Below are 22688 nucleotides of genomic sequence, written 5' to 3'. Positions count from 1 at the left end.
TAAAAAAATAATACGGAAAATGATATCATAGATAGGGTTGTGCAGTTATAGCCGTAATAACCTGCTTTTGGATAAAACAAAGCAAACAGATTATACTGAAAAAGAGAACAGGGAGGGTCAGGCTTCATCGGCATCTCCCTTTTTGACAGATAAATAAAAAACGGACCAATTTTAAGGAGGTTCTTTACACTATGAATAAAAAGTCGATTAAAGATGTAGAACTGAAAGGGAAACGTGTATTTTGCCGAGTGGATTTTAACGTTCCGATGCAAGATGGACAAGTTTCAGATGATACAAGAATTAAAGCAGCGCTGCCAACGATTTCTTATTTAGTCAAACAAGGGGCAAAAGTGATTCTAGCTAGCCATCTTGGTCGTCCAAAAGGTCAAGTAGTGGAAGAACTACGTTTAACACCAGTTGCCAAGCGATTAAGTGAATTATTAGATAAAGAAGTACATAAAGTGGACGAAGCATATGGGGAGGCCGTATTAGCTGAAGTCAATAAGCTAGAAGAAGGCGAGCTTTTATTATTAGAAAATGTTCGTTTTTATCCTGGTGAAGAAAAGAATGATCCGGAGTTAGCGAAAGCATTTGCCGAGTTAGCAGATGTCTATGTTAACGATGCGTTTGGAGCAGCCCACCGTGCCCATGCATCAACAGAAGGAATAGCCCATTATCTGCCAGCTGTTTCTGGCTTGTTAATGCAAAAAGAATTAGATGTATTAGGTAATGCCTTAGCGAATCCTGAGCGTCCATTCACAGCGATTATTGGTGGAGCAAAAGTAAAAGATAAAATTGATGTAATTGAAAACCTGCTTGAAAAAGTAGATCATTTAATCATTGGTGGTGGATTAGCTTTTACTTTCGTTAAAGCACAAGGCTATGAAATTGGTACATCTCTTCTTGAAGAAGATAAAATCGAACTGGCCAAATCCTTTATTGCGGCTGCAGAAGCAAAAGGTGTAAAGATGCATATGCCGATTGATGCTGTTGTAGCACCAAGATTCGCTGCAGATGTAGAAGCGACAGCTGTGAACATTGATAGCATCCCAGCAGACCAAATGGCACTTGATATCGGTCCGAAAACGAGCGAACTATATGCGAATATTATTAAAGAATCTAAGCTTGTTATTTGGAACGGTCCAATGGGTGTATTTGAATTTGATAAATTTGCAAATGGTACAAAAACAGTTGCTCAAGCTTTAGCGGACTCAAATGATACATATAGTGTAGTTGGCGGTGGTGATTCGGCAGCTGCAGCTGAAAAGTTTGGCTTGGCTGAAAAAATGTCGCATATTTCAACAGGCGGCGGTGCATCTCTTGAATTTATGGAAGGGAAACAATTGCCGGGTGTTGTTGCGTTGAACGATAAATAAAAGCTCATATAATAGAATGAAGGGATGGAGGAAATGCGTAAACCGATTATTGCAGGAAATTGGAAAATGCACAAAACGCTTTCAGAAGCAACATCTTTTGTAAAAGAAATTGGTCAGCAAGTACCAGCATCTAATGAAGTAGACACGGTTGTTTGTGCTCCAGCTCTTTTTCTTGGTCAGCTCGTTCAAGCATCTGAAAAAACAGATGTTAAAATCGGTGCTCAAAATATGCATTTTGAAGAAAGCGGTGCCTTTACAGGAGAAATTAGTCCTGTGGCATTAGCGGATCTCGATGTAGCTTATGTCATTTTAGGTCATTCAGAGCGTCGTGAGATGTTTAATGAAACAGATGAAGCCGTGAATAAAAAGGTACATGCGGCTTTTAAGCATGGTCTAGCCCCAATTGTTTGCTGCGGTGAAACACTTGAGCAGCGTGAAGCGGGACAAACGTTTGATTTTGTTGGCGGCCAAATTGAAAAAGCTCTTGAAGGATTAACAGAAGAGCAAGTGAAGCAAACTGTGATTGCGTACGAGCCAATTTGGGCGATTGGAACGGGTAAATCTTCATCAGCGGAAGATGCGAATGAAGTATGTGCTCATATTCGTGCGGTTGTAGCGAAGCAAACAACGCAATCAACAGCGGAAGAAGTCCGTATTCAATACGGAGGAAGTGTGAAGCCAGAGAATATTAAAGAATATATGGCGCAACCTGATATTGATGGTGCGTTAGTTGGTGGAGCAAGTTTGAAAACGGCTTCTTTCTTACAATTATTGGAGGCGGGACGTTATGAGTAAGGCACCAGTTGCGTTAATTATTTTGGACGGCTTTGGATGCCGTCCTGAACAAAAGGGAAACGCAGTTTTTCATGCGAAAAAACCGAATTTTGATCGTTATTGGGGACAATATCCTCATTCCCATTTAACAGCAAGCGGGGAAGCGGTCGGCTTACCTGAAGGGCAAATGGGGAATTCAGAAGTTGGTCATTTAAATATCGGTGCAGGTCGAATTGTGTACCAAAGTTTAACACGAGTGAATATTGCGATTCGGGATGGGGAGTTTGCTCAGAACCAAACATTCCTTGATGCAATCAATCATGCTAAGGAAAAAGGTACAAGCCTTCACCTAATGGGGTTACTTTCAGACGGTGGTGTTCATAGCCATATTGATCATATGTATGCGTTGTTAAAGCTTGCTGCTAAAGAAGGCTTGAAGAATGTATACGTTCATGGGTTTTTAGATGGCCGCGATGTTGGTCCACAAACAGCAAAAGGCTATATTGAAGCAGCAGAAGCAGTAATGAAGGAAATTGGCGTAGGTCAATTCGCGACGATTTCTGGACGTTATTATTCTATGGATCGCGATAAGCGTTGGGAGCGCGTAGAGAAATCTTACCGCTCTATGGTTTATGGTGAAGGTCCAGCTTATACATCAGCACTTGAGTGTGTAAACGACTCTTATGAGAATGGAATTTATGATGAGTTCGTTCTGCCATCCGTTGTGACAGATGCAGAAGGCAAGCCGGTTGCTACGATTCAAAATGATGATTCGGTTATTTTCTATAATTTCCGTCCAGACCGTGCCATCCAAATTTCAAACACGTTTACAAATGAAGATTTCCGTTCATTTGATCGCGGAGACAAGCATCCGAAGCACCTTCATTTCGTCTGCTTAACGCACTTTTCGGAAACAGTAGATGGATATGTTGCTTTTAAGCCAACAAATCTTGATAATACATTAGGAGAAGTTCTTTCGCAAAACGGCTTAACGCAGCTGCGTATTGCCGAAACGGAAAAATATCCACATGTTACGTTTTTTATGAGCGGCGGACGTGAAGATAAATTCCCAGGTGAAGAAAGAATTTTGATTGCTTCACCAAAAGTTGCTACATACGATTTGAAACCAGAAATGAGTGCTTATGAAGTGACCGATGCATTAGTAGAGCAAATTGAACAAGATCGTTTTGATGCGATTATTTTAAACTTTGCTAACCCTGATATGGTCGGACATTCTGGTATGCTTGAGCCAACTGTAAAAGCTATTGAAGCAGTTGATGAATGTCTAGGTCGTGTTGTTGATTTAATTATATCTAAGGGCGGGACAGCGATTATTACAGCTGACCATGGAAATGCTGACGAAGTGGTAACACTGCAAGGTAATCCAATGACCGCTCATACAACAAATCCAGTGCCTATTATTGTGACAAAAAATGAGGTAACATTAAGAAATGATGGTATTTTAGGTGATTTAGCTCCAACAATGTTACATTTGCTTGGTGTTGAAAAACCTGTTGAGATGACAGGGAAATCCCTAATCACTATATAATTACGAACAAAAAAGGAGAGATTTATTATGCCATATATCCAACATGTCTATGCACGTGAAGTATTAGATTCTCGTGGAAACCCAACAGTAGAAGTAGAAGTAGGAACAGAATCCGGATTTTTCGGACGTGCAATCGTGCCATCAGGTGCTTCAACTGGTGAATATGAAGCGGTAGAACTTCGTGACGGAGATAAATCTCGTTACCTTGGAAAAGGTGTTCAAAAAGCAGTTGATAACGTAAATGAAATTATCGCTGAAGCTATTATGGGCTTTGATGTAACAGATCAAGTAGGCATCGACCGTGCGATGATTGCTTTAGACGGTACAGAAAACAAAGGGAAATTAGGAGCAAATGCCATCCTTGGTGTATCTATGGCGGCAGCTCATGCAGCTGCTCAATTTGCGGAGCTACCATTATACCGTTACCTTGGCGGATTCAATGCGAAGCAATTACCAACTCCAATGATGAACATCATTAACGGTGGATCACATGCAGATAATAACGTAGACTTCCAAGAATTTATGATTCTTCCAACAGGAGCTCCTACATTTAAAGAAGCAATCCGTATGGGTGCAGAAGTATTCCATGCATTAAAATCAGTTCTTGCTTCTAAAGGTTTAAACACAGCAGTTGGTGATGAAGGTGGATTCGCTCCAAACCTTGGTTCTAACCGTGAAGCGCTTGAAGTAATTATCGAAGCAATCGAAAAAGCTGGCTATAAAGCAGGCGAAGATGTTTACTTAGGACTAGATGTTGCTTCTTCTGAGTTCTACAACAAAGAAACAGGTAAATATGATCTTGTTGGTGAAGGACGTACAGGCTTAACATCTGAAGAAATGATTGCTTTCTACGAAGAATTAGTAAATCAATTCCCAATCATCTCTATCGAAGACGGTTTAGATGAAAATGATTGGGAAGGTCACAAATTACTAACAGAGCGCATCGGTGACCGCGTTCAATTAGTAGGCGATGACTTATTCGTAACAAATACGAAAAAACTAGCTCAAGGTATTGAGCAAGGCGTAGGTAACGCAATCCTAATCAAAGTAAACCAAATCGGTACATTAACAGAAACATTTGAAGCAATTGAAATGGCGAAACGCGCTGGTTACACAGCTGTTGTTTCTCATCGCTCTGGTGAATCAGAAGATACAACAATCGCTGATATCGCTGTTGCAACAAATGCTGGTCAAATTAAAACAGGTTCTATGTCACGTACAGACCGTATCGCAAAATACAACCAACTTCTTCGCATCGAAGACGAGCTTGGTGATTTAGCGGTATATGATGGTTTGAAATCTTTCTATAACATCAAACGCTAATTTTGACTAGCGTTTATGGCTCGAAACCTCCTATTTATGTGTGAGTAATCCGCATGAATGGGAGGTTTTTTTCAATAAAAGTAAACAAGATGCAAGAAACTGTCATTTATTTTATAATAATATGAATTATAAGGAGGTGGAGAAAATGGCAAACAGGATAAGCTTGCCAGAATCTGCAGCGACTCATGCAAAGCCTAGTATTGGGAAGGCGATTCTTTGCATGGGGCGGACTTTTCATTAAACGAATATCGCCTAAGTAAGCATAGATTCATTTCTAATATATGGCTTTGCACCTTATTTTCATTTTTAAAAAATAAGGAGCTGGCAGAAATGAAATATGTAAAAGCGACGGCTGTTTTACCGGAAGCGCTTATTAATGAAATTCAAAAATACGTTCAAGGAGCAACGATTTATATTCCAAAACCAGAAGCAGCTCATCAGAAATGGGGGACGCGTTCTGGAAGCAGAAAGTGGATTGATGATCGAAACACTCATATTAGAAAGTCATTTCAAAATGGGTTAAAGATTGATCAATTAGCTGAGGAATATTGTCTCTCCGTAGAAACAATTAAGAAGATTGTATATTCTAAATAAGAATGGTTAGCACTGGGGATCTTTTATATAGATAATCAGTGCTTTTTGTACTATCATCAGAATTTAGATTAAGCGGATGATAGTATAAGAAAAAACATCGACTTTCGCCATTATGAGCGATAAGTCGTTTTTTTCTTATATGCCAAATTTGTTTCTTACTCATTTTCTACATTGAATAAAAAAAGTGAATCTTTTAAAGTAAAAGCTAGATGAGATTTTTTTAATAAGTAGGAGTGATAAAGATGGAGCCGTTTATAAGAAGTGACCAGTATAACTTTATTCGCAAGCAAACGCAGATTTTAATAAATGGTCATGCAACTGCTAATGATATACATGTTTTGACTACATTAAAGACGCTTGCAAAAGAAAAAGTATTTGGTTTGTTTGAAGAGATAAGTGAGGAACAAGAACAGTTGCTCATTCCAATTATGGATGTGAAAGATAATGAAGGAGCCGAGGTCTTTCTTTTACAAGTGGAACCGTATGTGATTCCTTTTCAAACGATAACAGAGCAAACGATAAAGAAATTGTTTCCGAAAGCAAAGAAGCTAAAGGTTCCTACCTTAGAAAATGTGAATTTAAAGGAAACTTCATATGTAAGTTGGTATGATAAAGGATCCAATAGAAAGTATATAATAGCTCGGCATAATCATAAGCTGAAGGGGCTGCAGGGAACCTTTACGAGCTTAAATAAAAAAGGAATTTGCACATTATGTAATGCCCATGAGAAAGTAGGAATGTTTATGTCTGAGGCAAAAGGAAAAGGAGGGGAACAAGGCACATTTATTAAAAGAGGGAATTATATTTGTGAAGATAGTCAGAAATGTAATTATAACCTCATCACATTAGATAAATTACATGATTTTATCGAGCGATTGAATTAAGCAATATAGTTATCTGGATATCCAAACAAAAAAACTAACTCGGAAGGGAGTTAGTTTTTTTGTTCAACGTTTACACGTTTAATAAACAAGGCACAGATGAGCCCGATCACGGAGACGATTAGGGCGAATACAAAGGCATCTTGAATACCTGCGTTTAAAGAGTTAACAGCATTTAATGGGTCATTAGGATTTGTCACGTTACTCATATAGCTTTTTTGACCAGCTGACATAATGGTTATAGCAACTGCTGTACCAATTGCTCCTGCTACTTGTTGGAGTGTATTCATAATGGCAGTACCATCTGGATAAAACTGTGGCGGCAGCTGATTTAAACCATTTGTTTGAGCAGGCATCATAATCATGGAAACGCCAATCATTAAGAAAATATGTAGAGCAACAATAAGAGTAATGGCTGTATCCATGGAAACACCGCTGAACAACCAAAGAACAATCGTTACAATGACCATTCCGGGGATAACTAACCATTTCGGACCGTATTTGTCAAACAAACGTCCCATAACAGGTGACATGAACCCGTTGAGAATACCGCCTGGTAGTAAAATGAGTCCGGCAGCGAAGGCGGATAGCGCCAACCCGCTTTGTAAATAGAGCGGCAGCATAATCATGGAGGACAGAATGGTCATCATCCCAATAAAGAGAAGAATGACGCCTAATGTAAACATCGGAAATTTAAAGGTGCGTAAATTCATCATCGGTTGCTGCATCGATAATTGTCGAATAGTAAACAAAATAAGAGCAATAACTCCAACCAGTAAAGCAATGATTACTTTTGAACTGCCCCAGCCTTCTCCTTCTCCTGAGGCACTAAAGCCATACACGACTCCGCCGAAGCCAAATGTGGATAAGATAATCGAGACTATATCAATTTTTGGTTTTGTAATCGTTGATACATTTTCCATAAACACAATTCCGCATATAAGGGAAAGAACAAAGAATGGAAGTGCTAGCCAAAAAATCCAGTGCCAGCTAAGGTTTGCGATAACCAATCCCGAAATCGTTGGACCGATGGCAGGTGCAAACATAATGACGAGACCGATAAGCCCCATAATAGACCCTCTTTTATGGATCGGGAAAATCAGTAAAATCGTATTAAACATTAAAGGCAAAAGCAGTGCTGTACCAATGGCTTGAATAACACGAGCTACTAATAAAACTTCAAAGCTCGGCGCAAGAGCGGCAGTAAGCATTCCGATAATGGAGAAAATGAGTGATGTAATAAAGAGCTGTCTCGTTGTGAACCATTGAAGTAGAAGTCCTGATACAGGAACTAATATGCCGAGTGTTAATAAATAGCCTGTTGTTAACCATTGAACAGTTGAAGGTTGAATGGCGAAAATTTGAATTAAGTCGTTTAGTGCGATGTTGAGCGCAGTTTCACTGAATAAACCGATAAATCCAGCAATTAAAAATGACAGTAAAATCGGAAAGGTTCTATACTGCCTCTGCTCTTGTTGAGTCTTTTCTTGCGTTTGTGCTTGCATGATATTCCCCTCTCGAAAAAAATAGATGAAACAGTTAAGAATAACTGTGTATCCTTCGTTATCTTTCTAATGAACTTCCTCCAATATTTTTAGCCTATGTTAAGCTACTCGATAATAACATAAAAAGTGCCTAATAAACGGATTAGGCACTTTTTATATTATTTTTTTGTTGTTTCTGTATCAACAGGTACAGCATTATAATATTCTTCTAATGTAATACCTTTTTCAAAAATTTCTGTTGCTGCTTCTATGCCAAGATAACGTAAGTGCCAAGGTTCATATTTATAGCCTGTAATATGTTCTTTTCCCTCTGGGTAGCGGATAATAAAACCGTATTCATGTCCATGTTTCGCTAGCCATTTTGCCTCTGCCGTATCCCCAAAACAATCTTGCGCGGCACAGGCCCCATCAATTGTTGTGACATCGATAGCCAATCCTGTTTCATGTTCGCTTGTTCCTGGAAGGGCACTGTATGTTTTAGCATTCTCCAGGCCGTCGCGTTTTACATAGTTGTTAAAAAGTGATACTTGGGTTTCGTGAGAACGATAGGCGGAAACACCCGCTAAATGTCTGTTTTGTTTTTTAGCGGCGCTGAACATTTTTTCTAAAGCCTTTGCTGCTTCCGCTCGCATCATTCTTTTTTCAATTTTTTCTTTAAAAATAAAGTCTACTTTCGGATAAGTGAGATCAGCAGGTTTATACTCTTCCGGCAGGCTATATTGTTTATTCACAAGAACAGCGATATTTTCAGGTTCGGCTAACGTGTACAGCCCTGCTTGAGCTGGTTTGGCGGATTCGTCGATTGCCACCTCACGTATTTTTTCGCGCTCTTCCTGTTGTTGTACAACTGGTTCTTTTTGTTCTTTTTCTTGAGAAATATGTTGATTATCTTGCTGTGTAAATGAACAACCTGAAATGAATAACAAGGAAGATAGGGCGGTTGCTGTAATTGCTTGTTTTAACATGAGTAAGACTCCTTCATTTGTACTTATCGAAACCAATATTCGCGCTGTAGTTCTTTTTGATACTTATCAAGGAATAATCCAATCCAAATAACCATTAATAAAATGGGATAATCATCACGAACAACAGCATCGATAATAGGTGCCGACCAAAAATGCTCTAAAAAACGGTTAGCAGGAAATTGACTAAATGTTTCATATAGGACGATGCCTTGAAGTGAGAGCCAAAGAATCGTTAACGTATTTGTTCCAAATCCAATAACAGCGGCAATTAAACTTAATGCGACGGCAATGAGTCCAAAAAGTAATATACGAAAATCAGCTTGAAAAAAGTCAATAGGGCTATTGGACAAACCGTTGTAAATAATAGCTGTAAAATAAACAGTTGTTGTAACATAGGCTGCAAACAGCAATAATCGATTTCCTTGATATTTTGCAAGCAAAAGCAAAATAGGGGAAAGGACGATTAATAACATGCTGACGATATTGCTACCGCTTGTCCATAAAGCATAGCTAGCTATACCAGATAAAATAATAGCTAGAAAATCGAGAAATCGCAATATATTTTGTATCATCAACGACACCGTTGCCAAAAACCTATAAAAGTCTATAAGCTTTTGTTTGCTTTCTGCTTCTTCCTGTCCGATTTTGCCGAAGCTACTTTCGTTTGTTATGACAGTCCACAGACGTCAATTCGGATGCAACGAATCCTACACACAAACAGTATCTTGAAGGTGATTAAGCTGTTCGTTTTCCAAAGTTAGCTAAGTTCAAAGATGCGTTTACATCCCGATCTATGACTAATCCACATTCACATGAGTATATACGGTCAGATAGTTTTAAATCTTTCTTCATTATTCCGCATGATGAACAGGTTTTAGATGATGGATAAAAACGGTCTACTTGAATGAATTCAATACCATACTTTTTACACTTATATTCCATTTGGCGAATGAATTCAGAAAGTTTTTGATTAGCTAATGCTTTGGATAAATGGCGATTTTTCATCATCCTACTTACATTCAAATCTTCCATGACTACTTTGCTAGGCTTGATTATCGCAATAGCATGTGTCGCTTGATGAATGTGATTCGTCCGGATGTTAGTTAATCGCCTGTGTAGGTGTTGTATCTGCTTTTCGATTTTTATAAGGTTGCTTGTTTTGACGAAACGGCTTTCCTCCTTATTCATTTCATATTTACGAGAAACTTGTCGTTGCAACCTACGAAGTCGTTTCTCCATCTTGCGTACTACATGTGTTTTGTTAATGTTTTGAACTTTTTTAATCATTTGACCATCTGAGTAGACGGCTAATTCTTTAATCCCTAAGTCAATACCAATGATTTTATCGGACAATTCTCCTTGTTTAAACTCTTGTTCAATTCCTACAGAAATATACCAATACTTATTATCAAAACTAATGCGTGGATTAGTATATTTCATGTTCATAGGGATTTGTTCTCTAGTTCGAACCCATCCTACTTTTTCAATTAAGACCAAATTCTCTTTTACTTTTAACTTGTTGGTATCGTTGTAAAAAGATAGTTTTGATTTCTTTCGACTCTTAAACTTAGGCTTTTTAGATAAACCTTTAAAAAACTTTTTATAGGCATCGCAAGCATCTTTGACTGCTTGTTTGGCAACATTATTTGATACATCTGACAACCATTTAAATTCTTCTGTTTGTTTGAGTTGAGTAATTTCTTTTCGCAAATCGTTGTTGGAAATGAATGTCCCACCTTGTTTATAATTTTCTTGTTGTCTATTTAATGTCCAATTATAGGTCCACCGAGCAGTGCCAACTGATTTCCATAATTGCTGTTCTTGTGCTTTAGTTGGTTTTAACCTAACCTTTTTCGCTAATAGCATCCTTATGTTTTTTCCCTCTTTCTACACATTTATAAAAATTATCTCAAAGTTTAGTTAGAAAAGAAATGACGATTCTCCTTTTTTACGAGAAACCTATAAAATTCCGGGCCTCTTCCTATTTTCTTTACAGGCTGCCCAAGGTGCTTTCGCTTTTCGTGTGAATATGGTAAAGTAAAAGTAATGTCTTGGAGGTGTTCATGCATGCATGCTTTATTAGTGACACTTTTAGTAATCGTTTGTATCGCATTGATTGCTTGTGTATTACTGCAGTCAGGAAAAAGCGCAGGTCTATCTGGCGCCATTTCCGGTGGTGCAGAACAATTATTCGGTAAACAAAAAGCGCGTGGCTTAGATTTAGTTCTACATAGAGCGACAATTGTATTAGCTATTATTTTCTTTGCTCTAACGTTGCTAATCGCTTATTTTGAATAAACGAATATTAAAGAAGTCTAGCTAATGAGCTAGGCTTTTTTCTATGTTCTTTTTTAAAGTATAAGCTTTGTTATAGCTAAATGTATAAAGTTTCGTTCCTTTTTGGTGTCTAGTTTCAGCTAGGAGACACTCGCCTTGCACTTTTATGACTTTAACAGGTATAGTTGAGAAGTAGTAAATGAAAAATTTAGTAGGGTAAGAATATTTTTCCCTATTTATGAAGAGATATAAACGTTTCGTGTAAAAGGAGTTTTTGGAATGAAGATTAGATTGCCGCAGCCCTTTACATTTGAAGGCGGGAAACGTGCTGTATTATTGCTGCATGGATTCACTGGGAATTCATCTGATGTTCGAATGCTTGGCCGTTTTTTAGAGCAACGAGGCTATACTTGTCACGCACCGCACTATAAAGGTCACGGTGTCCCACCAGAGGAGTTAGTCACAACAGGTCCTGCAGATTGGTGGAAAGATGTAATAGCGGGCTATGATTTTTTGAAACAGAAAGGTCATGAGGAAATTGCTGTAGCAGGGCTGTCTCTCGGAGGCGTATTTTCTCTTAAATTAGGATATACTGTCCCTATTAAGGGTATTGTAACAATGTGTGCACCAATGTATATAAAAAGCGAAGAAATCATGTATGAAGGTGTTTTACAATACGCTCGTAATTTTAAAAAACATGAGGGAAAAGAACCTGAGCAAATCGAATTAGAAATGAAGAAGTTTGTAGAAACACCGATGAATACGTTACAAGCGTTGCAGCAATTAATTAAGGATGTGCGGAATCATGTGGATCATATTTATGCGCCAACTTTTGTTGTCCAAGGGCGGCATGATGCGATGATTAATATAGATAGTGCCAATATTATCTACGATTCTGTACAATCTTCGATGAAAGAACTAAAGTGGTATGAGGAATCAGGCCATGTTATTACGCTAGATAAGGAACGTACACAATTGCATGAGGATGTCTTTTCATTTTTAGAAAGTTTAGATTGGAATGAGTAAAATATACCCTAATGTAAGGAGGGTTTTGAATATGGAAGAACAAATCGATCAACATATCGAACGGCTTTTATCTTATATGAAAGAAGAGGCATATAAGCCGTTAACTGTTCAAGAGCTAGAAGAAGCTCTAGGGATTGAAGATTCAGCAGATTTTAAGAACTTTGTGAAGGCGCTTGTCAAAATGGAAGAAAAGGGTCTTGTCATTCGGACGAGAAGCAATCGATATGGCTTGCCGCAAAAAATGAATTTAATTCGTGGGAAGCTATCTGGGCACGCGAAGGGGTTTGCTTTTGTTACACCTGAAGATGAGCCGGGAGCAGATGATATTTTCATTCCACCAAATGAAACAAAGAGTGCGATGCACGGCGATACTGTTATGGTTCGAGTTTCTACGGAAACAAGTGGTTCAAGACGAGAAGGAACCGTGATTCGAATTCTTGAACGGGGCGTAACGGAGATTGTCGGTACGTATTCTGAAAGCAAACATTTTGGATTTGTCATCCCAGATGATAAAAAGATTGCGAGCGATATCTTTATTCCAAAACAAGCAAATGGCGGCGCGATTGAGGGACATAAAGTAGTTGTGAAATTAACTTCTTATCCTGAAGGGCGTACAAGTGCAGAAGGAGAAGTTATTCAAATTCTTGGCCATAAAAATGACCCAGGTGTGGACATTTTATCTGTGATTCATAAGCATGGTTTGCCATTAGAGTTTCCTCAGGAAGTGATGGACCAAGCGAATGCTGTGCCAGATACTATTGCGGAAAGTGAAATCGGCAATCGCCGTGATTTACGAAATGACGTGATTGTAACGATTGATGGTGCTGATGCGAAAGATTTGGATGATGCCGTTACGGTTACGAAGCTCGATAATGGCAATTACAAGCTTGGCGTTCATATTGCCGATGTTAGTCATTATGTAACAGAAGGTTCACCTATTGATCGAGAAGCGTTAGAAAGAGGGACAAGTGTTTATTTAGTAGACCGAGTGATTCCGATGATTCCACATCGTTTATCAAATGGGATTTGTTCTTTGAATCCAAAAGTCGATCGTTTTACTTTATCATGTGAAATGGAAATTACACCTGAAGGGGAAGTCGTACAGCACGAAATTTTTGAAAGTGTCATTAAAACGACAGAACGAATGACGTATAGCGATGTGAATAAAATTTTATTAGATCAAGATGAAGAATTGCTTGCGCGTTATGAGCCGATTATTCCAATGTTCCAGGAAATGGAGAAGTTGGCTGAGATTCTTCGTCGTAAACGGATGAATCGCGGAGCCATTGACTTTGATTTTAAAGAAGCAAAAGTGCTTGTTGATGAAGAAGGGCATCCATCGGACGTTGTTCTACGCGAACGTTCTGTGGCAGAACGATTAATCGAAGAGTTTATGTTAGTAGCGAATGAGACAGTAGCAGAACATTTCCACTGGTTAGATGTTCCGTTTATTTATCGAATTCATGAAGATCCAAAGCCAGAGAAGTTACAACGCTTCTTCGAATTCATTACAAACTTTGGTTACCTTGTTCGTGGATCAGCGAATGAAGTGCATCCACGTGCTTTACAAGAAATTATTGAAGCGGTAGAAGGTAAGCCGGAAGAAATGGTTATTTCTACTGTCATGCTTCGTTCAATGCAGCAAGCGAAATATGATCCGGAAAGCTTAGGTCACTTTGGTCTTTCTACGGAATTTTATACACATTTCACATCCCCAATTCGCCGTTATCCAGATTTAATTGTGCACCGTCTTATTCGCACGTATTTAATTGAAGGCAAATTGGATCCTGCTACACAAGAAAAATGGAACGCCCTGCTGCCGGATATTGCAGATCATACATCTAAGCGGGAGCGTCGCGCTGTAGATGCTGAGCGCGAAACGGATGAGCTGAAAAAAGCAGAATATATGCTTGATAAAATTGGCGAAGAGTATGATGGTATTATTAGCTCTGTTACGAATTTTGGTATGTTTGTGGAGTTACCAAATACCATTGAAGGACTTGTTCATGTAAGCTATATGACGGATGATTATTATCGCTTTGACGAACGTCAACTAGCGATGGTAGGAGAACGAACAGGAAAAGTGTTCCGAATTGGTGATGAGATCTCTATTCGGGTTAGCAATGTAAATAAAGAAGAGCGTGCAGTTGATTTTGAAATCATCGGTATGAAAGTGAGTCGTCCACGTCCCTCTTCTGGTGAAAGACGCGTATTTAAGGCAAATGCAGGAGAGAAAAAGCGCGGTCGCGGTGGAAGAAATGGTCGTGATGAAGGACGTCAAGGTCGAAACTCTGAACGTTCCTCGTCTGAACGAAAACCGAAAAAGAAGAAAAAGTTTTATGAAAATGCGCCGTCTGCTAAGCGCAAGAAAAAGCCAAAAAAGAGATAATGTACGAGAGAGGATGAGTCATCATCCTCTCTAAAGAAGGGGAGAGTAAGATGCCAAAGGGAATGGGCAAACAATTAGCACAAAATAAAAAAGCGTACCATGATTATTTTATTGAAGATACATTTGAAGCGGGTATTGTGCTTCAAGGAACAGAAATTAAATCGATTCGAGCAGGAAAAGCGAATTTAAAGGATTCGTTTGCGAAAATTGAACGTGGGGAATTATATTTGCATAATATGCATGTTAGTCCGTATGAGCAAGGAAATCGTTATAATCATGATCCACTAAGAACGAGAAAGCTATTGCTTCATCGGAAGGAAATTAATAAACTAATTGGTGAAACGAAAGAAACAGGTTATACGATTGTTCCGTTAAAGTTATATTTAAAAAATGGTTTTGCAAAAGTATTAATTGGGCTTGGTAAAGGGAAGAAGCAATACGATAAGCGTGATGACTTGAAGAAAAAAGAAGCAAAACGTGATATTGAACGAGCTTTCCGTGAACGTCAAAAGATGTAGGTTTTTTTACAATAACTTACAATTGATTTTTTGAAGAAACATGCTATAATTATTCTTGTAACGATGACAACTGAATAACAGCAAACGATGCTGGCTATTCATTCTCGTACGCTCCATTCTTATACTGGGGACGTTACGGATTCGACAGGGATAGTTCGAGCTTAGGTTGCGAGTCGAGGGGATCGGCCTCGTTAAAACGTCAAAGCCTATAACTGGCAAACAACAAAACAACTTAGCTTTCGCTGCTTAATAACAGTCGATAGCTGTTCCTCCCTCCATTGCCCATGTGGTAGGGTCAGGGACTCACTCTAAGTGGGCTACGCCGGATTCCACCGTCTGAGGATGAAGGAAGAGAACAATCAGACTAGCTGCTCAAACGCCTGTCGACAGGCAAATGAGTAAGCGAAACATGAATATGTCGACTACACTCGTAGAAGCTTAAGTACCGTTATGTCTGGACGTGGGTTCGATTAGTAAATAGTCGCCTTGTATGGTAACATGCAAGTGAAAATCTGGCTTTATCGGTGAAACCTACCTCGCATTTATTGCGATAAGGCAATGCCGAGCGGTATGTGGAGCAATCCAACAGCCGTGTATCGACTTATAGGCTGCCATTTGAAAATGGTAGTACTAGGATGCGGAATACTACTTCTATTTAGTAAATTTATATTTCGCATAATACGCCAGAGGACCTGAATAATTAATTACAGGTTCAAGATATAGTCAGTGCCATGACGAAAGCATGGAATAGCACGTCCCACCGTCTCCACCAAATACATATTTGGTGGTTTTTATTTTGTCCTTTTTATCTTGCATTTACTTAATGATAAATTAACAACCCACTTCAATGTTTTGAAGAACCAAGGAATATGAAGGCGGGAGGTGATTCCCCTTCACTTTATCGCATAGTTTCAAAAAACTATAGCCCAGATTTTACATTATATTTGAAAGAATAACTCCTCAAATGATAGTTTAGCTCTTAATAATTCTGGACTGTATTTTCCATTCCTCAGAGTTACCTTTTCATAGTGTTCTAATATCCATAAGGAGCGTTTTCTCTTTTTATCGACTCTTAAATAGGGAGAAATATGTTTTAAAATAAACATGACATTTTCTTTCTTTTTTATAGTTAATGTAAAGGAATCTTTATGCCGGTCGGGCTTGTAATTCTTTTTATTATTAATTGTACCGCCGGTTAAAGATTGGAGATAAATTAATAGTTCTTTGTCAGTTGAAGCAACTGTAATACATGGCCGGCGGTGTTCACCTTCATGCATTCTAGTCAATGTAATGGAACCCTCTCCATCTATAATTCCTGCTATATATGCTGCTTCCCACTTCTCTATGTTATATTCCTCCCTTCAATTTAATAAAAAAAGAATGTATGTTTGTATCTATTGTATTGAAACTACACTATAATTTCAACTATTTGGAAAAGTTAGGTTTGCACATAACCTCAAGATTTCTATGTCAAAATTTCGAGGAGAAAAAGAAGGTAGGTGGAATTTTTTGTAGAAATCTTGATGACTTTAGCTTCTATTTTTAAATTATTCTTTAGATGAAGTATCTTATCGCTTTCAAACAAAGCTGCACTTTAATCAAGGTGTAGCCAGCCAAAATCAGGATATCATTCAAGTCCTATAGTTCAATAGATAAAACTAAAAAATCATTGATAAGAGGGCCCGCTTCAAAGTTATGGGCCCTCTTTACAGTGGAAGTGCTTCATAAGCTGTCCGAGTATCCGGGAATGCTCGTTTGATTAGAAGCAAACGTTCTATGTAATGCTGTATATAGAGAGGTAACTGCAGTTCTTCCTGCCAGCATCGTTCCTTTTTGTCGTGAGGTGTGTAATTAGAATATAGTAAATAGAGTAAGAAATGTCCGATATAGTAAAGGTCGATAATATAATTTTCCGCTTTTTTCGGATTTTTTATCGTATCGATGTTTGTACTCTCTTTCATATAACAAGCTAAGCCAAAATCAATGACATATAGTTTATTGTGATGAAGGAGGATGTTTGGGATACGTAAATCGCGATGAACAATTCCGTGATCATGAATCGTTAGTACAATTTCAAATAATTGTTTGACGAGTGTTAATGATTCATGGACGGAGAATGTTTGTCCCTTATTAAAAATAAGATGTTCAAACGTATGACCTTCAATAAAATCCATCATATAAAATGGAAGGCCTTTAACAAAGCCCTCCTCTTTGACAGTAGGCAAGTTCGGATGCATTTCCTTTTGGAGAAACGCAATTTCTTGCTGAAAGTTATATTTTGTTGAGGCTTTATTTTTATGCTTAGCACGCAGTCGTTTTAAAACATACTTCTTATTAGTGAGCTTATGCTGAAGTAAATAAGCAACTCCAAAGGATCCAATCCCTAAGGTGTCTAAAAATTTGTACTTATTACTTTGGTTGATGTGGTCGATAAATAATCGATTGTATTTGATTTCATAAAGGTGTTGAAGAATCATCTTAATAACCCCTCATGATTAACTGCTTGAAAAGCTGCGAGAACCGAAAAAGCCTTTTTTATGTCCTTTTTTGTAATGCTTATGACCATAATAACTTTGTTTACTTGAATAATGCTTTCTACGAGAGCTGCTTGAATAATATCTTTTATGTTTAGAGCTGCTTCCGCTATTTAAGAGTGATTTAATGATTTTTCTTAAAATAAGAATCGCCTCCTTTAGTTACCAAGTATAGAAAGGTCATTTATTCATTGCAACAATAAGTAACTCTCTATTTTGTGAATAAAAAAATCCCCTATTGAGGGGATTAATCAAAGTATTTTTCAAGACCTTTATAAATTCCAACTGCTGATTTGTATTGGTAGGCTTCTGTAGAAACCTTGTTTCTTTCTGTTGTATTAGAAAGGAAGCCTAACTCTACTAATATAGCAGGTTTTTTATTTTCACGGATAACATGGAAGTTACCTGTCCTTACACCTCGGTTACTTAAGCCTGTTTGTTTAACGACTTCAGCCTGAACATATTGAGCAAGCGTTTTCTCGTTAACATTTGTTGCCCAATAGAAAGTTTCAATTCCTTTTGCACTTGAGCTGGAGCTTGAATTGTAATGAAGGCTAACAAATGCATCTGCTTTATTGTTATGACTAACAGCTACTCGTTGAGCAAGTGTTAAGTACGTATCAGTTGAACGCGTCATAACTACTTTTGCTCCTGCTTTTTTCAGCAAGGTTTGAAGCTGTTTCGCCGTTTGAAGGGTTAGATTCTTTTCAATATAATAGGCTCCTGGATCTTTTCCTCCGTGGCCTGCATCAATGACAATGACTCGATCCTCTAATCCTTGAGAAGGCTTAGTTTTGGTTAAATAGGATAGGGACGCCCAGCCCGTAATACCGGAACTCGTTTCGATTCTACCCCAGTTTCCTTTTGTTTCGAATAAGGTCACGGCTTGTCCTTTTCTGACGGCTGTTACTATGTCGTAGTTTGTGCCTGCACCCTCACGAATGTTTAAGGAAGATGCTCCGTATACATAATACGTTGTTCCTTTTGCTTCCATATCACTTTTTTTAATATAACCTTTAGTAGCGATACCACTTACATAAACAGTGGCTACATACCATTCGGAAGTGAAGGTTTTATATTTTAAAGTGGTACCTGAAGAATAGGATTTTAACTTTTTAGAACTAGTAGAAGCTTTTGCATATACAGATACTTTAGTTGGTGTAACACCACTTAGTGATTCCTGCGGTGTAACACTGTCTTCTACATCTGTTGTACTGATATACCCTTTAACAGCTTTACCAGAGGAATAAATCGTTGCTTCATACCATTCGGAAGAGAATGTTTTATATTTTAAAACAGAACCTTGAACATAAGACTTTAAGACGTTTGAATTTGTTGTGGCTTTTGAATAAACGGAAAGCTCGTCATTTGCAATTCCTGTTAAAGTCATCTGTTCAGAATCGATTGTTTCTACATCCTCTTTGTTGATGAAAGATGTCGTAGCGACACCATTTACATAAACCTTACAAATGTACCAATCATCATTGAATGATGCATATTTTAAGATACTTCCTTCTGGGTAGCTTTTCAGTACATCGGCATTGCCCTCCGCTTGTGCGTATACATTTGTAGAATCTTGTACAACTAATCCGCGCATCGTTGGAGCTGGAGCTTCAATCGTCTCCGATTCGCTTGACGATGGTACCTGTTCGGCTATGACTTCGCTTTCTGTTTGCTGTTCGGCTGCTAGTGCTTTTGTTTTTGTTTCCGAACTAGTTGTTTCATTAGGTGTACGTGTTTCTTCAAGAGCACTGTCTAAAGATTCCTCATTCATTTTTGTGTTTATTGAATCTGGATCCGCTGTCTCGGGTACAGAAATCAATGAATTTTGGATATACCCCGTTATTTCCTTATCCGTGAGTGGATCGGTAAAGCTTATGTATGTATAGCTCGTTCCTGTATGTAGTACATAAACTTCTGATTGATTTGGGATAGAAGTTAAAATCTCACTGTTTGCTGTCTCTTCTTTTAAAACTGGGACCAGTTCTTCATTTTCCGACAAGACGATGGCCTTATCAGAACTGCTCTGAATGGTTTCTGCGTGGCTTAGTACGGGAAAGCCTGAACAAACCAACATGAAAGTGAGTACGCAGGTGAGAATTTTTGTGCAGTTTGTCATGATGTCCTCCTAACTTTGTAATATTTGAGAGAATAATATTCTCCAACGAGTATATTAACATATTAAGATTATGACAAATTGACTACGAAATATTAACTAAACCAAGGGAATATTAGGGTTTAAATGATTTTGTGACTAATATTACGATTATATTAAAATTTAAATATATTATTTTTACGATATTGTTTCGCGGGTATTTTACAAAAAATAGATAGTATTTCTCATATTGATTATGTGAATATTCCAGTACAATAAAAATCGAATTATGAACAAAACGCAAGGTAGATACATAGGAGGAGGGGAGTTGCATGGAGTTTCAATCTGTTATTTTGGAGTATCGGCTGCAAAAGGGGCTTGAGCAATTTATCCCGATTTATCATTATCCAGGTATTGACTTAGAACAAATTTTGGCGAGAAGAGAATGTGAATTTTTCGTTAAAGAAGGGATCACATATAAACAGCTTTCCTCCGCCATCGAAAATGATTTGTTTGTCATTTATGTGGAAGTGTATGAAGAAGGACTAATAGAAAAAGAGGAGGATTCGACACAGGGGATTAAGCTTGAAGTTCGTGAGTTGAACGCAGAGAAGAACCATCCGCTTATTGCGTCTAAATATATGATGAACCACTTAAATGTGTTAAGCGTAATTGGCAGTGTATATACATATGAGTACGGTAAGGAATGGGAGCGAGATTCAGCAGAAATTGATGAAGATCGGAAAGTGTATGTGTTATATGTAACACCAACTGGTTATACGATGTGAACATGAGGAGAGGAGTATAGAAATTGAAGAAAACAAAGAAAATGATGGCAGGAGTATTAACCGCGGCGCTTGCTGCTTCTTTAACTGCTTGCGGGGAAGATCGTCCGCCTGAACCGACTGGATATGATTGTGATGATTGGGACTGGGATAAGAAGACGGGAACGTATTACTGTGATGACGATAGTTCCTCGCACTCAGGTGGCTACTATCACAACGGGACTGTTTATTCAAATAAAAAAGCATTAAAAACAAGTTCTTCTTATCAGTCCTATGTAAAGTCAGGCATTGGAAGTGGAACAAAAGGTGGATTTGGAGGGTAAATGAGTACGTTTCGTGATGAAAGGAAGCAGTTTTATGAACAAATCGACGGATTTTGGTCTGATTTATATGGTATGGAATACGCTTTGTGGGATGTGAAAAAGGAAACATCAGAAACGATTGGACGCATCCGAACAGCGGCGGAGCGAATCGGTCATATTTTTTATAAAACGGCTCCATTGCTAAGGAATTTAGATGATGAGACATTTCTTCAACTTGGATTTCCCCCTGAATCTTTTACATATATTCGTTTACAGACCCTTCCTTTTGAAAGTGTTATCGCCCGCCTTGATCTAGTGGTGACAGAACAGGATATAAAGCTACTTGAGATGAATGCGGATACACCGACTTTTATTATGGAGACATTTAATATAAATGAAAAAGTGTGCAAAGCGTTTCATCTTAAAAATCCGAATGAGGCGTGTGAGGATAAGCTTCGAGAAGCGCTTCAGAAGGCTATTAAAGCAGCTGTTGGCTCTTTTGGAAAAAGAAAAGCTCCTCATATTGTTTTTGCTTCCCATGGAGATCACACAGAAGACCGTTTAACAACTATGTATTTACAGCAATTGAGTGGCTTTAATAGCCATTTTACAAGTCTTGATCGATTAAGAGTTGTACCGGAAGCAATCAAGGAGAATGGAGAAGTTGTAGTAGAGCGCGGACTGTACGATGACCAAGGTGAAAAAGTAGATGTATTGTATCGTCAGACGTATCCACTTGAACATCTAATCGAAGATGAAGACCCTTTAACGAAAGAAAAAGTAGGACAACTTTTAATGAAGCTTGTGGAAGAAAAAGAGTTGGCTGTTATCAATCCCCCTTCGGCTTTTTTGTTGCAATCAAAAGCTATTATGGCTCTTATTTGGGGATTACATGAAGTAAGGCATTCTTTTTATACAGAGGAAGAACATCAATGGATTTCTACCTATTTTTTGCCTACTTATATGGAGGAGGATTGGTTTTGGCAGCAAAAGATGAACTATGTCAAAAAACCTGCTTTCGGCCGTGAAGGAGATACGGTTGAAATTTATGGAGGCACGGGTCAAAAGGTAGACGAAGATCAGCATAAAACATATAAAGATTCAGTGCCGGTTTATCAACAGTTTATCGAGCTCCCTAAAACAGTTGTGCAAACAGAACAAGGCGAGAGGCAAGTACATTATATGTACGGGTGTTTCTATATAAATGGTCAAGCCAGTTCGATTGGCATTCGTGCTGGTAGACAGATTACAGATAATGAATCATATTTCTTGCCAATCGGCTTAGATAAAGAGGAGGAGAAATAGAGATGGATTTTATATCTTCGGATAGCTTTTTAAATTTTTTAGCTTATGTGGGGACAGGATTTGTTTTAATTGTACTTGGATTAATCGCATTTGCGCTGACGACGAAGTTTTCAGAATGGCAATTAATTAAAGAAGGGAATCTTGCGGTTGCTTTAAAGCTATGGGGAAAAGTCATTGGTTTAGGGATTACGCTCTATACAGTGTGGGGAAGCAGTGTGAATTTAGTGGATGCTTTTTTATGGGGCTTGGTTGGAATCGTGACACAAGTGGTAGCTTATTTAATTATTGAATATATTTTAACACCGAAAACAAATCTAGCAAAAAAGGTAGAGGAAGGAAATACAGCAGTCGGTTTTAGCTTATTTGCAGTCGGCATTACAGTGGGGTTAATTGTAGCGGGAAGCTTGACATATTAATGGGAGAAGTAAAAGACGGCTCAAAAGGACAATGAGCCGTCTTTTCTTAGTGTGCCAGGCATGGCAACTATCTA

At 38.2% G+C, this 22688-nt stretch carries 21 protein-coding genes and 1 other RNA gene; 15 read left to right on the top strand and 7 right to left on the bottom strand.

Annotated features, from left to right (window positions below):
• Positions 1 to 191 precede the first annotated feature (191 nt).
• The 6 genes from D1953_RS00115 (at position 192) to D1953_RS00090 (ending at position 6500) form a co-directional block, all read left to right on the top strand.
• Entirely contained in the window at positions 192 to 1376 is a 1185-nt protein-coding gene (locus D1953_RS00115) for a phosphoglycerate kinase (RefSeq protein WP_119115126.1), read from the top strand.
• A 33-nt stretch (positions 1377 to 1409) separates the two neighbouring features.
• Positions 1410 to 2171: a triose-phosphate isomerase gene (gene tpiA / locus D1953_RS00110; RefSeq protein ID WP_119115125.1), complete on the top strand. Its 762-nt coding sequence runs from the start codon at positions 1410 to 1412 to the stop codon at positions 2169 to 2171.
• Positions 2164 to 3699 (top strand): 2,3-bisphosphoglycerate-independent phosphoglycerate mutase, encoded by a 1536-nt coding sequence (gene gpmI, locus D1953_RS00105; RefSeq protein WP_119115124.1) that lies wholly within the window; start codon positions 2164 to 2166, stop codon positions 3697 to 3699. The genes tpiA and gpmI overlap by 8 nt, the downstream gene beginning before the upstream one ends.
• 27 nt (positions 3700 to 3726) lie before the next feature.
• Positions 3727 to 5022, top strand: a complete 1296-nt coding sequence (gene eno / locus D1953_RS00100) for a phosphopyruvate hydratase (protein WP_119115123.1) — start codon at positions 3727 to 3729, stop codon at positions 5020 to 5022.
• A gap of 330 nt (positions 5023 to 5352) precedes the next feature.
• Entirely contained in the window at positions 5353 to 5616 is a 264-nt protein-coding gene (locus D1953_RS00095; protein ID WP_119115122.1) for a CD3324 family protein, read from the top strand.
• A 242-nt stretch (positions 5617 to 5858) separates the two neighbouring features.
• Positions 5859 to 6500 (top strand): FusB/FusC family EF-G-binding protein, encoded by a 642-nt coding sequence (locus tag D1953_RS00090; protein ID WP_119115121.1) that lies wholly within the window; start codon positions 5859 to 5861, stop codon positions 6498 to 6500.
• A 50-nt stretch (positions 6501 to 6550) separates the two neighbouring features.
• On the opposite strand, the gene D1953_RS00085 is transcribed toward D1953_RS00090, so the two are convergent.
• The 4 genes from D1953_RS00085 to D1953_RS00070 form a co-directional block, all read right to left on the bottom strand.
• On the bottom strand, positions 6551 to 8002 hold the full coding sequence (locus tag D1953_RS00085) for a DHA2 family efflux MFS transporter permease subunit (protein ID WP_119115120.1): 1452 nt from the start codon (positions 8000 to 8002) through the stop codon (positions 6551 to 6553).
• Positions 8003 to 8160: 158 nt separating this feature from the next.
• Positions 8161 to 8967, bottom strand: a complete 807-nt coding sequence (locus D1953_RS00080; protein WP_119115119.1) for a M15 family metallopeptidase — start codon at positions 8965 to 8967, stop codon at positions 8161 to 8163.
• 23 nt (positions 8968 to 8990) lie between these two features.
• Entirely contained in the window at positions 8991 to 9539 is a 549-nt protein-coding gene (locus D1953_RS00075; protein WP_119115118.1) for a hypothetical protein, read from the bottom strand.
• A 163-nt stretch (positions 9540 to 9702) separates the two neighbouring features.
• Complete coding sequence (locus tag D1953_RS00070) at positions 9703 to 10833, bottom strand: RNA-guided endonuclease InsQ/TnpB family protein (RefSeq protein ID WP_119115117.1); 1131 nt, start codon at positions 10831 to 10833, stop codon at positions 9703 to 9705.
• A gap of 201 nt (positions 10834 to 11034) precedes the next feature.
• On the opposite strand from D1953_RS00070, the gene secG reads away from it, so the two are divergent.
• The 5 genes from secG (at position 11035) to ssrA (ending at position 15650) form a co-directional block, all read left to right on the top strand.
• Positions 11035 to 11265, top strand: coding sequence for a preprotein translocase subunit SecG (gene secG, locus D1953_RS00065; RefSeq protein ID WP_119115116.1), 231 nt, complete (start codon positions 11035 to 11037; stop codon positions 11263 to 11265).
• Between the two features lie 258 nt (positions 11266 to 11523).
• Positions 11524 to 12270: an alpha/beta hydrolase gene (locus tag D1953_RS00060; protein ID WP_119115115.1), complete on the top strand. Its 747-nt coding sequence runs from the start codon at positions 11524 to 11526 to the stop codon at positions 12268 to 12270.
• Positions 12271 to 12301: 31 nt separating this feature from the next.
• Positions 12302 to 14659: a ribonuclease R gene (gene rnr, locus D1953_RS00055; RefSeq protein ID WP_119115114.1), complete on the top strand. Its 2358-nt coding sequence runs from the start codon at positions 12302 to 12304 to the stop codon at positions 14657 to 14659.
• A 50-nt stretch (positions 14660 to 14709) separates the two neighbouring features.
• On the top strand, positions 14710 to 15177 hold the full coding sequence (gene smpB, locus D1953_RS00050) for an SsrA-binding protein SmpB (protein WP_119115113.1): 468 nt from the start codon (positions 14710 to 14712) through the stop codon (positions 15175 to 15177).
• 134 nt (positions 15178 to 15311) lie between these two features.
• Positions 15312 to 15650: a transfer-messenger RNA gene (gene ssrA, locus D1953_RS00045) on the top strand.
• A 465-nt stretch (positions 15651 to 16115) separates the two neighbouring features.
• Here ssrA and D1953_RS00040 read toward each other — a convergent pair.
• From D1953_RS00040 to D1953_RS00025, 3 genes are all read right to left on the bottom strand, one after another.
• On the bottom strand, positions 16116 to 16523 hold the full coding sequence (locus tag D1953_RS00040) for an LAGLIDADG family homing endonuclease (RefSeq protein ID WP_119115112.1): 408 nt from the start codon (positions 16521 to 16523) through the stop codon (positions 16116 to 16118).
• A gap of 360 nt (positions 16524 to 16883) precedes the next feature.
• Positions 16884 to 17654 carry a serine/threonine protein kinase gene (locus D1953_RS00035; RefSeq protein WP_245979789.1) on the bottom strand — a complete coding sequence of 257 codons (771 nt, stop codon included), beginning with the start codon at positions 17652 to 17654 and terminating at the stop codon, positions 16884 to 16886.
• A gap of 304 nt (positions 17655 to 17958) precedes the next feature.
• Positions 17959 to 19830, bottom strand: coding sequence for an N-acetylmuramoyl-L-alanine amidase (locus tag D1953_RS00025; RefSeq protein ID WP_119115111.1), 1872 nt, complete (start codon positions 19828 to 19830; stop codon positions 17959 to 17961).
• Positions 19831 to 20138: 308 nt separating this feature from the next.
• On the opposite strand from D1953_RS00025, the gene D1953_RS00020 reads away from it, so the two are divergent.
• The 4 genes from D1953_RS00020 to D1953_RS00005 are packed head-to-tail and all read left to right on the top strand — an operon-like array spanning position 20139 to position 22614.
• Positions 20139 to 20594, top strand: coding sequence for a hypothetical protein (locus tag D1953_RS00020; RefSeq protein ID WP_119115110.1), 456 nt, complete (start codon positions 20139 to 20141; stop codon positions 20592 to 20594).
• A 23-nt stretch (positions 20595 to 20617) separates the two neighbouring features.
• On the top strand, positions 20618 to 20914 hold the full coding sequence (locus tag D1953_RS00015; protein ID WP_119115109.1) for a hypothetical protein: 297 nt from the start codon (positions 20618 to 20620) through the stop codon (positions 20912 to 20914).
• Positions 20915 to 22198 (top strand): glutathionylspermidine synthase family protein, encoded by a 1284-nt coding sequence (locus tag D1953_RS00010; protein ID WP_119115108.1) that lies wholly within the window; start codon positions 20915 to 20917, stop codon positions 22196 to 22198. It abuts the gene before it with no gap.
• 2 nt (positions 22199 to 22200) lie between these two features.
• Positions 22201 to 22614, top strand: coding sequence for a DUF350 domain-containing protein (locus D1953_RS00005; RefSeq protein WP_119115107.1), 414 nt, complete (start codon positions 22201 to 22203; stop codon positions 22612 to 22614).
• Positions 22615 to 22688 lie beyond the last annotated feature (74 nt).

Source organism: Peribacillus asahii (assembly GCF_003570725.1).
GTDB classification, from domain to species: Bacteria; Bacillota; Bacilli; order Bacillales; family DSM-1321; genus Peribacillus; species Peribacillus asahii.
This window is presented reverse-complemented; position numbering and strand designations above follow the sequence as displayed.

Coding starts and splice junctions, on each gene's coding strand:
- D1953_RS00115 (WP_119115126.1), top strand. CDS start 192: ATGAATAAAAAGTCGATTAAAGATGTAGAACTGAAAGGGAAACGTGTA.
- tpiA (WP_119115125.1), top strand. CDS start 1,410: ATGCGTAAACCGATTATTGCAGGAAATTGGAAAATGCACAAAACGCTT.
- gpmI (WP_119115124.1), top strand. CDS start 2,164: ATGAGTAAGGCACCAGTTGCGTTAATTATTTTGGACGGCTTTGGATGC.
- eno (WP_119115123.1), top strand. CDS start 3,727: ATGCCATATATCCAACATGTCTATGCACGTGAAGTATTAGATTCTCGT.
- D1953_RS00095 (WP_119115122.1), top strand. CDS start 5,353: ATGAAATATGTAAAAGCGACGGCTGTTTTACCGGAAGCGCTTATTAAT.
- D1953_RS00090 (WP_119115121.1), top strand. CDS start 5,859: ATGGAGCCGTTTATAAGAAGTGACCAGTATAACTTTATTCGCAAGCAA.
- D1953_RS00085 (WP_119115120.1), bottom strand. CDS start 8,002: ATGCAAGCACAAACGCAAGAAAAGACTCAACAAGAGCAGAGGCAGTAT.
- D1953_RS00080 (WP_119115119.1), bottom strand. CDS start 8,967: ATGTTAAAACAAGCAATTACAGCAACCGCCCTATCTTCCTTGTTATTC.
- D1953_RS00075 (WP_119115118.1), bottom strand. CDS start 9,539: ATGATACAAAATATATTGCGATTTCTCGATTTTCTAGCTATTATTTTA.
- D1953_RS00070 (WP_119115117.1), bottom strand. CDS start 10,833: ATGCTATTAGCGAAAAAGGTTAGGTTAAAACCAACTAAAGCACAAGAA.
- secG (WP_119115116.1), top strand. CDS start 11,035: ATGCATGCTTTATTAGTGACACTTTTAGTAATCGTTTGTATCGCATTG.
- D1953_RS00060 (WP_119115115.1), top strand. CDS start 11,524: ATGAAGATTAGATTGCCGCAGCCCTTTACATTTGAAGGCGGGAAACGT.
- rnr (WP_119115114.1), top strand. CDS start 12,302: ATGGAAGAACAAATCGATCAACATATCGAACGGCTTTTATCTTATATG.
- smpB (WP_119115113.1), top strand. CDS start 14,710: ATGCCAAAGGGAATGGGCAAACAATTAGCACAAAATAAAAAAGCGTAC.
- D1953_RS00035 (WP_245979789.1), bottom strand. CDS start 17,654: ATGATTCTTCAACACCTTTATGAAATCAAATACAATCGATTATTTATC.
- D1953_RS00025 (WP_119115111.1), bottom strand. CDS start 19,830: ATGACAAACTGCACAAAAATTCTCACCTGCGTACTCACTTTCATGTTG.
- D1953_RS00020 (WP_119115110.1), top strand. CDS start 20,139: ATGGAGTTTCAATCTGTTATTTTGGAGTATCGGCTGCAAAAGGGGCTT.
- D1953_RS00010 (WP_119115108.1), top strand. CDS start 20,915: ATGAGTACGTTTCGTGATGAAAGGAAGCAGTTTTATGAACAAATCGAC.
- D1953_RS00005 (WP_119115107.1), top strand. CDS start 22,201: ATGGATTTTATATCTTCGGATAGCTTTTTAAATTTTTTAGCTTATGTG.